Source organism: Clostridium fessum (assembly GCF_003024715.1).
In the GTDB taxonomy this organism is placed as follows: Bacteria; Bacillota; Clostridia; order Lachnospirales; family Lachnospiraceae; genus Otoolea; species Otoolea fessa.
Genome location: NZ_PYLO01000005.1, coordinates 107353 through 121728, shown reverse-complemented (window position 1 = coordinate 121728; position 14376 = coordinate 107353). Strand labels below are relative to the sequence as shown.

Genomic DNA, 14376 nt, shown 5'->3' with positions numbered 1-14376 from the left:
AATATGAGCCGGAGATCTGGGGAACCCCATATCGCAGTATCAATTCTGGACAGTGTGTTCCGGATCGTTTTTCTGGTACTGACACTGTTTCTGCTCTATGAGGGCGCAACGAAGGGTTACTGGCTGGGGCATGAGATATTTAACCCGACCGCAGTTGAGGCAGAGCCGGGAAGAATGAGAACGGTTACCATCGAGGAAAGCGAAAGCACCTCCGAGGCAGGCGAAGCGCTGGAACGCGTCGGTTTGATTAGGAGCCGCGTGGTCTTTGTGCTGCAGGCAAAGATTTATGAATACAAGATATATCCGGGAACCTATCAGTTCAGCACCGCCCAGACTTCTCTGGAGATGCTGAAGGAGATGGATGAGGCGGCAGCTTCTGCCGCCAGCCCGGAGGAGGATAAAAGTGATAGTAAATGACAGAATTACCGCCTATATCCAGTCGTTGGACGCGGGAAACGGACCGCTGCTCGACTCGATAGAGGAAGAAGCGCTGGCTGACTGCGTGCCGATCATCCGCAGGGAGACCTCCGCATTTCTGAAAACACTGATTGCTCTCAAGCGCCCGCAGTCGATTCTGGAGGTAGGAACGGCTGTGGGCTATTCGGCTTTACTGATGAGCCGTGTGATGCCGGAAAACTGCCGGATCACGACGATTGAGAAGTACGAAAAAAGAATACCGATTGCCAAGCGCAATTTTGAAAGGGCAGGAAAAGAGCCGTGCATTACTTTACTGGAAGGCGATGCGGAAGAGATACTGGGGACGCTTTCCGGCCCTTATGATTTTATATTTATGGATGCGGCTAAGGGGCAGTATATGCACTGGCTGCCTCAGATTTTGCGTCTGCTGCCGTCCGGCGGCGTTCTTCTGTCGGACAATGTCTTACAGGACGGCGATATCGTGGAATCCCGCTATGCGGTCGAGCGCCGCAACCGGACGATCCACACGCGGATGCGCGATTATTTATATGAACTGACACACATGAAAGAATTTGAGACGTCTGTCATTCCGATCGGGGATGGCGTGGCGTTAAGTGTAAAGCGATAAAAGAAAGGAAAAACATGAGAAAACTGGAACTTTTAATCCCGGCGGGCAGCCTGGACGTCCTCAAGACGGCGGTCCTTTACGGAGCCGATGCGGTCTATCTGGGCGGCGAGGCGTTTGGTCTGCGGGCAAAGGCGAAGAATTTTACGAACGAAGAGATCAAAGAGGGCATTGCGTTCGCCCATGAGCGCGGCGTCAAAGTATATATTACAGCAAATATTTTTGCACATAATGATGATTTAGCCGGTGTGGAAGAATATTTCACAGAACTGAAAGAAATCAAGCCGGATGCGCTGATTATTTCCGATCCGGGTGTTTTTGAGATTGCCAGACGCATTCTCCCGGAGATGGAGATCCATATCAGCACACAGGCAAATAATACAAACTACGGGACGTTCCTTTTCTGGTATAAACAGGGCGCGAAGCGCGTGGTAACGGCACGGGAGCTGTCCTTGAAGGAGATTCGCGAGATCCGCGAACATATTCCGGAGGATATGGAGATCGAGAGCTTCATCCACGGAGCGATGTGCATTTCCTATTCAGGACGATGTCTTCTCAGCAATTTTCTGACGGGGCGCGACGCGAACCAGGGCGCCTGTACTCATCCGTGCCGCTGGAAATATGCGGTGGCGGAGGAGACAAGACCGGGCGAGTGGATGCCGGTCTATGAAAATGAGCGCGGCAGCTATATTTTCAACTCCCGCGACCTGTGCATGATTGAGCACATTCCGGAGATGGTCGAAGCAGGAATCGACAGCTTCAAGATCGAGGGACGCATGAAGACAGCACTCTATGTGGCAACCGTGGCGAGAACCTACCGAATCGCAATCGACGATTATCTGGAAAGCCCGGAAAAATACCAGTCCAAGATGGAGTGGTATAAGAGTGAGATCCGCAAATGTACCCACCGGGAATACATCACCGGATTTTATTTCCATAAACCGGGTACCGAGTCGCAGGTATACGGAAGCAATACTTATGTAAAACCGTACACCTATCTGGGAACGGTCGGCGCTGTGCGCGGGGATGGCCTGGTTCATCTGGAGCAGAAGAATAAATTCAGCGTGGGAGAGACGATCGAGATCATGAAGCCGGACGGACGTAACCTGCGTGTGGAAGTGAAAGGCATCTTTACTGAGGATGGAACCGCGCAGGAGAGCGCACCGCACCCGAAGCAGCAGCTCTGGGTAGACTTAGGCGGTATAGCGGAGCCGCAGGATATCCTGCGGCGTGAGGACGAAGCGCTGGATTTGTAAAGGTGCGGCTGGATGGACATCAGGAGGATGACAGATGGTTTGGTTTTTAGGAGGAACGGCGGTCCTGTGCCTGTTATATTATATCATAATTGTTATTTATTCAGGTGTTTCGACTTCGTTTGCCTTGATCTGGCCCTGCTTGGCGATCTTTTTGGGACTTCTGGCGGCTGGATGGTGGTTTGGCAGCCAGCATGAGGGCAGAATCCCCGTGTGGATCGGCGTTTCCGTCGGGACAGTATGTGCGGCGGGATTTCTGATTCTGGTGATCACGGAGGTTTTGATCGGCTGGAGCGCCATTACGGCGACGGGACAGCCGGCGGACTATGTGATCGTGCTGGGAGCACGTGTGCGCGGCACCAAGATCAGCAATTCCCTAAAGCAGCGTCTGGATCGGGCGATCGAGTATTCGGAGGAATATCCGAACACGGTTCTGGTGCTTTCCGGCGGAAAAGGTCCGGGCGAGGAGATCAGCGAGGCGCGGGCGATGTACGAATATTTACAGTACAACGGGATTCCGGAGGATAAGCTGCTGATTGAAGACCAGTCTTCCGACACGGTGCAGAACATCGAGTTCAGCCGGACGGTGATCGACCGGCAGGAATACAACAAGGCGCAGGCGGCGCGGGCACACCTGATGGAGTTTTACCGTGAGCGCCCGGACGGCGATACCATCCGGATCGGGATTCTGACGAGCAATTACCATGTGTTCCGGGCGGAGGCGATCGCGCGCAGACAGGAGATTGAGCCGGTCGGCGTGGCAGCTGCGTGCGACCCGGTGCTGGCGGTGCACCTGTGGCTGCGGGAGGCATTTGCCGTACTAAAAGACAAATTTATGGGAAGACTGTAAAAAAAAGAAAAAAAGGTGCGATTCAACGTTACTGTTCACGTATGCGTGAACAGTAACGATTCAACAGATGTCTGTATGCACTGTGGAATCGTTTCAGAGAAAGGAAAGACAGCATGACAGTAAAAGATTTGAAGAGCTATCAGATCCTGAATGAAAAACACGTAAAAGAGCTGAATTCTGATGGGATTCTTCTGGAACATAAGAAGACGGGAGCGAGAGTGTTCCTGCTCTCGAATGACGATGAGAACAAGGTATTCTGCATCGGATTCCGTACCCCGCCATCTGACAGCACGGGTGTGCCGCATATCATGGAGCACAGCGTTTTGTGCGGTTCGGCGAAATTTCCAGTCAAGGATCCGTTTGTAGAGCTGGTAAAGGGCTCCTTAAATACCTTCTTAAACGCGATGACCTACCCGGATAAGACGGTATACCCGGTTGCAAGCTGCAACGACAAAGATTTCCAGAACCTGATGGACGTCTATATGGACGCGGTTCTGCATCCGAATATCTATAAAGAAGAGAAGATTTTCCGCCAGGAGGGCTGGCATTACGAGATGGAGTCGGCGGACAGCCCGATCACGGTAAACGGTGTCGTTTACAATGAGATGAAGGGTGCATTTTCCTCCCCGGAGGGCGTGCTTGACCGCTACACGCAGAACACGCTTTACCCGGATATCTGCTATACGCATGAGTCCGGCGGCGCCCCGGAGGTTATCCCGGAGCTGACCTATGAGGATTTCCTGAATTTCCACCGCAAATTCTACCATCCGTCCAACAGCTTTATCTATCTGTACGGAAATATGGATATGGCAGAGAAGCTGGACTGGCTGGATCGTGAGTATTTAAGCCACTATGACCGTCAGCCGGTGGATTCTGAAATTCACTACCAGAAGCCGTTTGACGCGCCGAAGGACCGCGAGATCTTCTATCCGATCACTGAGGATGAGCCGGAGGATCACGCAACCTACCTGTCGGTTAATACGGTGGTGGGCGACGATCTCGACCCGATTTTATACATGGCATTTCAAATCCTGGAGTATGTGCTTTTGGACGCGCCGGGCGCCATTTTAAAGAAAGAACTCATCAGCGCCGGGATTGGTCAGGATATCCTGGGAAGCTATGAAAATGGTATTTTACAGCCATATTTTTCCGTCATCGCGAAAAATGCGGATGGCAGCCAGAAAGAGGCATTTTTAAAGACCGTCAAGGGAACGCTTAAGAAGCTGGCAGATGATGGCATCAACCAGAAGAGCCTGCTGGCGGGCATCAACTACTATGAATTCCGCAGCCGCGAGGCAGATTTCGGCAACGCGCCGAAAGGATTGATGTACGGCTTGCAGTGCTTAGACAGCTGGCTGTACGGCGGCGATCCGCTGATGCACCTGGAATATGAGGAGACATTTGCATTCCTCAAAAAAGCGGCAAAAGAGGGATATTTTGAGGAACTGATCCGCAAATATCTCTTAGATAACCCGTTTGAGGCGGTGATCACGGTCAGTCCGAAGCGGGGACTGACGGCGATCGAGGATGAAAAGCTGCGTGAAAAGCTGGAAGCATATAAGAAGAGCCTGGGCGCGGAGGAGATTCAGGCGATCGTGGATGGCACGAAAGAGCTGAAAGAGTATCAGGACACCCCGTCCCCGAAGGAAGATTTAGAGAAGATTCCGCTGTTGAAACGGTCAGATATCCGCAAAGAGGCGGAAAAATTTATCCTGACCGAGCGCGAGATTAGCGGAACCAAGGTGCTGGCACATGAGCTCTTTACCTCAGGCATCGGTTATCTGCGCGTGATGTTCCGTACCGACCGTGTACCATCCAGGGCTCTGCCGTATGTGGGACTTTTGAAAGCAGTGCTTGGATTTGTCGATACGACGAAACACACATACAGCGATTTGTCGGATGAGATCAACTTAAATACCGGCGGTATCACGCTCAGCGTCAGCTCCTATGCGGACAGTCGGGAACAGGGCGCGTTTACCGGTATTTTTACCGCGAGTGCCCGGGTGCTGTGCGAGAAGCTGGACTTCGGATTTTCAGCGATCGCGGAGATTCTGCTTGATTCAATCCTTGATGATGAGAAACGTCTCGGCGAGATTGTGGCGGAGACGAAATCGAAGAGCCAGATGCGTTTAAATCAGGCGGCACATTCAGCGGCAGTGATGAGAGCCAGCTCCTATTTTTCGGCAGAATCGGCATTTGACGACTGCACGGGCGGAATCGGATTTTACCAGTTCCTTGAAGAGACGGCAAAGCACTTTGATGAGAAAAAGGGCGAGGTGATCGCGAAATTAAAAGAGACGGCGGCACGCCTGTTTACGAAAGAAAATATGCTGATAAGCTACACGGCAGCAGCTGGCGATCAGGCAGGGCTTGAAGCAGCACTTCCGCTCTTAAAAGAACGTCTTCCACAGGGCGATGGAACCGTTTATCCGTTTGAGTGGAAAAAAGAGAACTTAAACGAGGGATTCATGACCTCCTCCCAGGTCAATTATCTGGCGCGCTGCGGCAATTTCGTGGAGAAAGGGCTGGCATACAAGGGCACGCTGCGGACGCTGAAAGTCATTCTCGGATATGATTATCTGTGGATCAATGTCCGTGTCAAGGGCGGCGCTTACGGCGTCATGAATGGAGCCGGACGGTTTGGCGACAGCTATTTCGTTTCCTACCGCGATCCGAACCTGCGCGAGACGAATGAGGTTTACGAGGGCATCGTGCCGTATCTGGAGCAGTTTGAGGCAGACGAGCGTGATATGACGAAATTCGTGATTGGAACCATCAGCGACCTTGATGCGCCGCTTCTGCCGCCGTACAAAGGCATTCGCGCCGACGCGGCCTGGTTTACCGGCGTGACGGATGCGATGATCCAGAAAGAGAGAGACGAGATCCTGGCAGTTACCCCGGAGGATATCCGGGAGCTGGCGCCGATTATCAGGGCAGTGCTCAGTGAGCAGAGCATCTGTGCGATTGGAAATGCAGAGAAAGTCAAGGCAAATCAGGATCTGTTTAAGACGGTGAAGAATCTGTTTAACTAAACAAAATGTAAGTGAAAGGAAACAAGATGGCAAATACAGATACAAAAGAGTTTAAATCTGGCTTTGTGACCCTGATCGGGCGTCCGAATGTCGGCAAATCCACGCTGATGAACCACCTGATCGGACAGAAGATCGCGATCACATCTGAGAAGCCGCAGACGACCCGGAACCGTATCCAGACGGTTTACACAGACGAGCGCGGACAGATCATTTTTCTGGACACACCGGGTATCCACAAGGCGAAAAACAAGCTGGGCGAGTACATGGTCAATGTCGCAGAGAATACGTTAAAAGAGGTTGACGTGATTCTCTGGCTGGTAGAGCCGACCACCTTCATCGGGGCAGGCGAGCGTCACATTGCAGAGCAGCTTTCGAAGATCAAGACGCCGGTCATTCTGGTTATTAATAAAATTGATACGGTCAAATCGAAGGAAGAGATTCTGACCTTTATCGCGGCATATAAGGATATTTTGAATTTTGCGGAGATTATCCCGGTTTCGGCTCTCAAAGAGATGAATATCGAGGATGTCAAGAGCAGTATTTTTAAATATCTCCCGGCAGGTCCGCAGTTTTACGATGAGGATACCGTCACCGACCAGCCGATGCGCCAGATCGCAGCGGAGCTGATCCGCGAGAAAGCGCTTCGGATGCTGGACGACGAGATCCCGCACGGCATTGCAGTTGTCATCGACCAGATGAAAGAGCGCCCAAACGGCATCATCGACGTGGATGCAACGATCGTGTGCGAGCGCGATTCCCACAAGGGCATCATCATCGGAAAAGGCGGATCGATGTTAAAACGTATCGGAACCGCTGCCCGGATGGAAATTGAAAATCTGATGGACACGAAGGTCAACCTGAAACTCTGGGTTAAAGTGCGCCGGGAGTGGAGAGACAGCGATATGTATATGAAGAATTACGGATATAACCCGAAAGAAATTTAAGTGAGGGAAGGAAGGGCTGCATGCGAGATTTGATACAGACAACCGGAATGGTGCTTTATGCAGCCCCGGTCGGTGAATTTGATAAACGTCTGATTCTCCTGACGGGAGACCGCGGAAAAATCACGGCATTTGCCCGCGGGGCGAAGCGCACTGGAAGTTTGCTGCGTGCGGCAAGCCGGCCTTTCGCATTTGGAACCTTCACACTTTCTGAGACGCGGGATGCCTACAATCTTTATGGCGCGGAGATCGAAAACTATTTCGAAGGACTTGAACAGGACGTTGAGTGCGCCTGCTACGCCTCCTATTTTGCTGAATTCGCCGAATACTTCGGAAGAGAAGGTCTGGAGGCAAGAGAAATGCTGCGATTACTCTACCAGTCCTTCCGCGCCCTCCTAAAACCCGCACTCCCCAACAAACTTGTACAGCGTATCTTCGAGTTAAAAATCATGGTCATCAACGGCGAATACACCGAAGATCCACCCCTGCGCGCCGGAGACTCCGCACGCTACGCCTGGCAGTACGTCATCTACGCGCCGATCGAGAAGTTGTATACATTTCTTCTGAAAGAAGATGCATTTGCACAATTTGCGGCGAATGTGGAGCGGAATAAGAGGGCGTATGTAGATAAAAGTTTTCACTCATTGGAGATATTGCAGACGATTACATAACATACAACTATCCAGGGAGGAGCTGTTTATATGCCAGAAGCCAAATTCCACCAGAAAATCGCCTGGTTCAATTTCATCTGCTGCCTCATGGTCATCTGGACGCATTCCGGCAACGCGGATCTGTTTTTCCCGGAACTGGGGCAGGACGCACCGTGGTGGCATTTCCAGTACCCGGTCATGCAGGAAATTCTGCGGGTGGACATCCCATGCTTTATCATGCTGTCTGCCTACCTGTTCTACCGGAACTTCACGATGAAGCGGCTGGGAGAAAAATTAAATAAACGTCTGCATTCGCTTCTGGTTCCGTACCTGCTCTGGAATACTATCTACTACGTGGCGTATGTGGCGGCGAGCCGGATTCCGGGACTGCAGACGATCGCCAACCGGACGGATCTGGTGATCACGACGTCCGGGGCATGGCAGGCGATCACCAAGTATACCTTCAATCCGGTGTTCTGGTTCATGTATCAGATCATTTTGCTGGTGCTGCTGGCACCGGTGCTGTATCTGTTTCTGAAAAATATCTGGACCGGCGCGGCATTTCTGCTGGTGCTGCTTGTGGCACTTTTCAAGGGGGTGGCGCTGCCGGAGCTGAATCTGGACGCCCTGATTTATTATTCCTTTGCCGCCTATGCGGCGCTGCACGGGAGAAAATGGGCGGAGGCGGTATGGTCGTGGAAGCGGGCGGCACTGGGGGTGTGCCTGCTGGCAGTGGGAATCGTGCTCAGCAGGAGCTATTATACCCACTATTTTGTGCCGGGAATCGTTCTCTACCAGCTTCTGGCAGTCATCGGTATCTGGATGATGGTAAACGAGCGCTGGCTGGGAGAAGTCAGACCGTTTATGACCTGCACCTTTTTTATCTATGCGACGCACTTTGTGGTGGTCCGTTTCCTCAATAAGGCGGCGGCGCTGCTATTTCCGGGCAGCCAGCTGGTTTCGATGTTTATGTATGTGTGCATGCCGCTACTTGCAGTGACACTCTGTTATCAGGCGGCGCGCGTGTTGCGGAGGTACCGTCCGGACATCTGGAAGACCCTGAATGGGGGACGTTGACAAAAAGCAGGATTTACGGTTGAAAGGCAGGTATCTCTGGAAACGGAAGTGCGAGTATGCGTTTTTTCAGGTCCAAGTCTTGAAAATACATAGAAAAGCAGGTATACTATAAAAACTTGGTTGTAGGAGCATTTTTGCGCTTGGGAGGAAGAGCAATGAAAAAAAGAGGATTTCTTCTGGCAGCGTGTACCGTGGGTGTGATGCTGTCCGGCTGTGGCTCACGGGAAACCGCCTTTTCCCCTTCGGAGAGCTGCGTATATGTGGCAAAAGACGGAGCGCTGTCGAGTGCTCTGGTGGAGCAGACCGGCGGTATTTCGGTCGATGAGAATGAATTAAAGCAGTATTTAGAGACGGCAGTGATTCATTTTAATGAAGAAAAAGGCGCCGGGGCGCTGGCACAGAACCAGAAAAATGCCGAGAGATTGCCGGCAGCATTGAAAAGTGTGAAGGCGGGAAAAGACACGGTGACTGCGATCTTTGATTATGCTTCCTTTGAAGATCTGAAAGCATTCGGAGAGACGAATGACAACGAGGACACCAGCAACTCCCTGACGGCGCTGGAGGCAAAGCCGCTTTCGGAGGCGATTGCCGATGGATGGTTTTCCGAGGGTGAGCTGGTAAAGGCAGATGGAAGCGAAGCCGGAACGGATACGGTTCAAAATGAAAAGAGCGGCATGGCAGTCCGGAGCGAGGGCGGTGCGACGCTGATGGTCGGCGGAAAAGTGCTTTACCGCAGTTCGAATACCGAGTTAAAAGACGATTCAACCGTCAGTCTGCCGGAAACAGGCACGGCTTATGTGATTTTTAAAAGATAAAAAACAGAATGATTGTTAAATTCGTCCATCTGCCAGATATCGAAAGAAGAGGCGGGGACGGGTACAATGATAAATGAATCAGGAGGACAAGACAAATGGAAAAGACGATGGACAAAATCGTGGCGCTCGCAAAATCAAGAGGATTTGTATATCCGGGTTCTGAGATTTACGGCGGCCTTGCCAATACATGGGACTACGGCAATCTGGGCGTAGAACTGAAAAACAATGTAAAACGTGCATGGTGGCAGAAATTTATTCAGGAAAGCCCGTACAACGTAGGTGTAGACTGTGCGATTCTCATGAACTCCCAGACATGGGTGGCATCTGGACATCTGGGCGGCTTCTCTGACCCGCTGATGGACTGCAAGAGCTGTAAAGAGCGTTTCCGTGCAGATAAGCTCATCGAGGACTATATGGCAGAGCACAACATCGAGATCGAGGGTTCCGTAGACGGCTGGTCCCAGGAGCAGATGAAACAGTACATTGATGACAATAACATCTGCTGTCCGAGCTGCGGCAAGCATGATTTCACCGACATTCGTCAGTTTAACCTGATGTTCAAGACTTTCCAGGGAGTTACCGAGGATGCAAAAAACACCGTATATCTGCGTCCGGAGACTGCACAGGGTATCTTTGTAAACTTCAAGAACGTACAGAGAACCTCCCGCAAGAAGATCCCGTTTGGTATCGGTCAGATCGGTAAATCTTTCCGTAACGAGATCACACCGGGTAACTTTACTTTCCGTACCAGAGAGTTCGAGCAGATGGAGCTGGAGTTCTTCTGTGAACCGGGAACCGACCTTGAGTGGTTTGCATACTGGAAACAGCACTGCATCGACTGGCTGCAGACACTTGGCATCAAGCCGGATGAGATGCGCGCGCGCGACCATTCTCCGGAAGAGTTGTGCTTCTACAGCAAGGCGACGACCGATCTGGAATTTCTGTTCCCGTTCGGATGGGGCGAGCTGTGGGGTATCGCAGACCGTACCGATTACGATCTGACCCAGCATCAGAACACCTCCGGTCAGGATATGACCTACTTCGATGATGAGAAGAAGGAGAAATATATCCCGTATGTGATTGAGCCGTCACTGGGTGCTGACCGTGTAACCCTGGCATTCCTGTGTGCTGCATACGATGAGGAAGAGATCGGAGAGGGCGATGTAAGAACCGTTCTTCACTTCCATCCGGCTATCGCACCGGTTAAGATCGGTGTGCTTCCGCTGTCCAAGAAGCTTAACGAGGGAGCAGAGAAGATCTACGCAGAGCTTTCCAAGTACTACAACTGCGAGTTCGACGACAGAGGAAACATTGGTAAGCGTTACCGCCGTCAGGATGAGATCGGTACTCCGTTCTGCATCACTTACGACTTCGAGTCGGAGACCGACCAGGCTGTTACCGTCCGTGACCGTGATACCATGGAACAGGTACGTGTGCCGATCGCCGAGTTAAAGAACTACTTTGAGGATAAGTTCCGTTTCTAATCTTTAAATAAACAAAAAAGCAGAAACCATATTCCAGAAAATAGGAGATGGTTTCTGCTTTTTGTGTTAGAGAGGGCTTGTGACATTTTTGGCATTTTGCAAAGAACGAAATTTATTTTGGGCCAGATTAGGCACTGTTCTGGATAGTCATCTCATTTAATATTCACGAAAATTACAAAAAAATATATATTGATCGAAAAAAAGTTGGAAAGAATTCAAAAAAACTCTTTACTAGACCGCAGTTTATGTTATAATATTCACGATGGCTTTTATCTTTCACATAAATACAAATATGTGAATGTAAAACATAAACGAGTATAGGAGGAAAATACTTATGGCAAAATGGGTTTATATGTTTAGCGAGGGCGACATGACCATGCGTAACCTGCTGGGAGGAAAGGGAGCGAACCTGGCGGAGATGACAAGCATCGGTCTGCCGGTTCCACAGGGATTTACAATCACAACTGAGGCTTGTACCCAGTATTACGAAGATGGTCGCAAGATTAACGACGAGATCATGGCACAGACCATGGAAGGCGTTAAGAAGATGGAAGAGCTCAATGGAAAGAAATTTGGCGATCTGAAGAACCCACTGTTAGTATCGGTTCGTTCCGGTGCGAGAGCATCCATGCCAGGTATGATGGATACCATCTTAAACCTTGGTTTAAATGACGAGGTAGTTGCAGCGATGATCGCAGGCAACCCGGACCCGAAATTTGAGCGATTTGTATATGACTCCTACAGACGTTTCATCCAGATGTTCTCAGATGTCGTTATGGAGGTTGGTAAGAAATACTTCGAGCAGCTCATCGACAAGATGAAAGCAGAAAAAGGCGTTCACTACGACATAGAGCTGACCGCAGCTGACTTAAAGACTCTGGCAGAGCAGTTTAAGGCTGAGTATAAGAAACAGTTAGGTGAGGACTTCCCGTCTGATCCGGTTGTTCAGTTAAAATTAGCGATCGAAGCTGTATTCCGTTCCTGGGACAACCCACGTGCGAACGTATACAGAAGAGATAATGATATTCCGTATTCCTGGGGTACTGCAGTAAACGTAATGCCGATGGTATTCGGTAACTTAAACGATGAGTCTGGTACAGGTGTTGCATTTACCCGTGACCCGGCAACCGGCGAGAAGAAGCTGATGGGCGAGTTCTTAAAGAACGCACAGGGCGAGGACGTTGTTGCTGGTGTTCGTACTCCGATGCCGATCGCACAGATGGAGCAGGAGTTCCCGGAGGCATATGCAGATTTCATCAAGGTTTGTGATGTGCTTGAGAACCACTACCATGATATGCAGGATATGGAGTTCACCGTAGAGAACAAGAAACTCTACATGTTACAGTGCCGTAACGGTAAGAGAACTGCTCAGGCTGCGCTGCAGATCGCTTGCGACCTGGTAGATGAAGGTCATAAGACAGAGGAAGAAGCAGTCGCTATGATCGACCCGCGTAACCTCGATACACTGCTGCATCCGCAGTTTGACGCTGCTGCATTAAAGGCAGCTACTCCGCTTGGAAAAGGCTTAGGTGCTTCTCCGGGTGCTGCTTGCGGTAAAGTTGTATTCACCGCAGAAGATGCTGAGAAATGGGCTGAGAAGGGCGAGAAAGTTATCTTAGTTCGTCTTGAGACTTCTCCGGAAGATATAACCGGTATGAAGGTTGCTCAGGGTATCTTAACCGTTCGTGGTGGTATGACCTCTCACGCAGCTGTAGTTGCTCGTGGTATGGGTACCTGCTGTGTATCCGGATGCGGCGACATCGCTATGGATGAAGAGAATAAGAAATTCACTTTAGCTGGTAAAGTATTCAACGAGGGAGACTTCATCTCCATCGATGGTACAACCGGTAATATTTACGAAGGTGAGATCAAGACCGTAGATGCTACTATCGCTGGTACATTCGGTCGCGTTATGGCATGGGCTGACAAGTTCAGAAGACTGAAAGTTCGTACAAACGCAGATACACCGGCAGATGCTAAGAAGGCTAGAGAGCTTGGCGCTGAGGGTATCGGTCTTTGCCGTACCGAGCATATGTTCTTCGAGGAAGACAGAATCGCTGCTTTCCGTGAGATGATCTGTGCTGACACTGTAGAAGAGAGAGAAGCAGCTCTGGATAAGATCCTTCCGTATCAGCAGGGCGACTTCGAAGGTCTGTTCGAGGCTCTGGAGGGCAACCCGGTAACTATCCGTTTCCTGGATCCGCCGCTGCATGAGTTCGTTCCGACTGAGGAAGAGGACATCAAGAAACTGGCTGACGCTCAGGGCAAATCTGTAGAGTTCATCAAGAACCTGATTGCTTCCCTGCATGAGTTTAACCCGATGATGGGTCACCGTGGACTTCGTCTGGCAGTTACCTATCCGGAGATCGCTGTTATGCAGACCAAGGCAGTTATCCGTGCAGCTATCAACGTACAGAAAGCTCACGCTGACTGGTCCGTAAAACCGGAGATCATGATTCCGCTCGCTTGCGATGCGAAAGAGTTAAAATATGTAAAAGATATCGTTGTGAAGACCGCTGACGAGGAGATCGCAGCAGCAGGCGTTGATCTGAAGTACGAAGTAGGTACCATGATCGAGATCCCGCGTGCAGCTCTGACCGCTGACGACATCGCAAAAGAGGCTGAATTCTTCTGCTTCGGTACAAACGACTTAACTCAGATGACCTACGGCTTCTCCCGTGATGATGCAGGCAAGTTCCTGAATGCTTACTATGACAAGAAGATCTTCGAGAGCGATCCATTTGCAAAACTGGATCAGACTGGCGTAGGTAAGCTCATGGAGATGGCGATCAAGTTAGGTAAAGCAGAGCGCCCGACCCTTCATGTAGGTATCTGCGGCGAGCACGGCGGCGACCCGTCTTCCGTAGAGTTCTGCCACAAGATTGGTCTTGACTATGTATCCTGCTCACCGTTCCGTGTGCCGATCGCTCGTCTGGCTGCTGCTCAGGCTGCAATCGCTGAGAAATAATCATTTAAGGAAAACCTTGAATAAAATAAATGAGTAGATAAGGACTCCCTTACGAAAGTAAGGGGGTCCTTTTGTATAAATAATCTGTGGCTGTTTATGAAAAAATGGAGTTACTGTTCACGCATGTGTGAACAGTAACAAAATGGATGATGGCAACTTTTTGTGGACATGGTATATTTTGAATGCTATAATAAAAAGTGTAAGAATATAAGGTAAGAGTTAAGAGGGCATTATGGATAAAGTTCCTGTAAATTTTTTACATGG

The 14376-nt window shown here is 50.4% G+C and carries 11 protein-coding genes; all 11 read left to right on the top strand.

Translation table 11 applies throughout. The features are described 5' to 3' along the window. Nucleotides 1–3 precede the first annotated feature (3 nt). The 11 genes from C7U56_RS13125 (at nt 4) to ppdK (ending at nt 14112) form a co-directional block, all read left to right on the top strand. Nucleotides 4–417 carry an MltG/YceG/YrrL family protein gene (locus tag C7U56_RS13125; protein ID WP_107001591.1) on the top strand — a complete coding sequence of 138 codons (414 nt, stop codon included), beginning with the start codon at nt 4–6 and terminating at the stop codon, nt 415–417. Beyond that, nucleotides 404–1045, top strand: a complete 642-nt coding sequence (locus tag C7U56_RS13120; protein ID WP_022359735.1) for an O-methyltransferase — start codon at nt 404–406, stop codon at nt 1043–1045. Before C7U56_RS13125 ends, C7U56_RS13120 begins: the two co-directional genes overlap by 14 nt. Before the next feature lie 14 nt (nt 1046–1059). Then, nucleotides 1060–2298 (top strand): peptidase U32 family protein, encoded by a 1239-nt coding sequence (locus C7U56_RS13115; RefSeq protein WP_107001590.1) that lies wholly within the window; start codon nt 1060–1062, stop codon nt 2296–2298. Nucleotides 2299–2332: 34 nt separating this feature from the next. Continuing rightward, the gene (locus C7U56_RS13110) at nt 2333–3145 is read left to right on the top strand and encodes a YdcF family protein (RefSeq protein ID WP_107001589.1); all 813 of its coding nucleotides are present in this window, start codon (nt 2333–2335) and stop codon (nt 3143–3145) included. Nucleotides 3146–3258: 113 nt separating this feature from the next. Next, nucleotides 3259–6177 (top strand): insulinase family protein, encoded by a 2919-nt coding sequence (locus C7U56_RS13105; protein ID WP_107001588.1) that lies wholly within the window; start codon nt 3259–3261, stop codon nt 6175–6177. A 26-nt stretch (nt 6178–6203) separates the two neighbouring features. Next, nucleotides 6204–7121, top strand: a complete 918-nt coding sequence (gene era, locus C7U56_RS13100) for a GTPase Era (RefSeq protein ID WP_022359739.1) — start codon at nt 6204–6206, stop codon at nt 7119–7121. Between the two features lie 20 nt (nt 7122–7141). Continuing rightward, nucleotides 7142–7789, top strand: a complete 648-nt coding sequence (gene recO, locus C7U56_RS13095) for a DNA repair protein RecO (RefSeq protein WP_022359740.1) — start codon at nt 7142–7144, stop codon at nt 7787–7789. Between the two features lie 30 nt (nt 7790–7819). Further along, nucleotides 7820–8845 (top strand): acyltransferase family protein, encoded by a 1026-nt coding sequence (locus tag C7U56_RS13090; protein WP_107001587.1) that lies wholly within the window; start codon nt 7820–7822, stop codon nt 8843–8845. A gap of 155 nt (nt 8846–9000) precedes the next feature. Next, complete coding sequence (locus tag C7U56_RS13085; RefSeq protein ID WP_107001586.1) at nt 9001–9660, top strand: hypothetical protein; 660 nt, start codon at nt 9001–9003, stop codon at nt 9658–9660. Nucleotides 9661–9755: 95 nt separating this feature from the next. Next, nucleotides 9756–11144 (top strand): glycine--tRNA ligase, encoded by a 1389-nt coding sequence (locus C7U56_RS13080; protein ID WP_107001585.1) that lies wholly within the window; start codon nt 9756–9758, stop codon nt 11142–11144. A gap of 334 nt (nt 11145–11478) precedes the next feature. Next, on the top strand, nt 11479–14112 hold the full coding sequence (gene ppdK / locus C7U56_RS13075; RefSeq protein WP_107001584.1) for a pyruvate, phosphate dikinase: 2634 nt from the start codon (nt 11479–11481) through the stop codon (nt 14110–14112). The last annotated feature ends 264 nt before the right edge of the window (nt 14113–14376 follow it).

Bases quoted from the DNA above. Each gene is read 5' to 3' on its own strand.
- C7U56_RS13125 (WP_107001591.1), top strand. From the start codon at position 4: ATGAGCCGGAGATCTGGGGAACCCCATATCGCAGTATCAATTCTGGAC.
- C7U56_RS13115 (WP_107001590.1), top strand. From the start codon at position 1,060: ATGAGAAAACTGGAACTTTTAATCCCGGCGGGCAGCCTGGACGTCCTC.
- C7U56_RS13110 (WP_107001589.1), top strand. From the start codon at position 2,333: ATGGTTTGGTTTTTAGGAGGAACGGCGGTCCTGTGCCTGTTATATTAT.
- C7U56_RS13105 (WP_107001588.1), top strand. From the start codon at position 3,259: ATGACAGTAAAAGATTTGAAGAGCTATCAGATCCTGAATGAAAAACAC.
- era (WP_022359739.1), top strand. From the start codon at position 6,204: ATGGCAAATACAGATACAAAAGAGTTTAAATCTGGCTTTGTGACCCTG.
- recO (WP_022359740.1), top strand. From the start codon at position 7,142: ATGCGAGATTTGATACAGACAACCGGAATGGTGCTTTATGCAGCCCCG.
- C7U56_RS13090 (WP_107001587.1), top strand. From the start codon at position 7,820: ATGCCAGAAGCCAAATTCCACCAGAAAATCGCCTGGTTCAATTTCATC.
- C7U56_RS13085 (WP_107001586.1), top strand. From the start codon at position 9,001: ATGAAAAAAAGAGGATTTCTTCTGGCAGCGTGTACCGTGGGTGTGATG.
- C7U56_RS13080 (WP_107001585.1), top strand. From the start codon at position 9,756: ATGGAAAAGACGATGGACAAAATCGTGGCGCTCGCAAAATCAAGAGGA.
- ppdK (WP_107001584.1), top strand. From the start codon at position 11,479: ATGGCAAAATGGGTTTATATGTTTAGCGAGGGCGACATGACCATGCGT.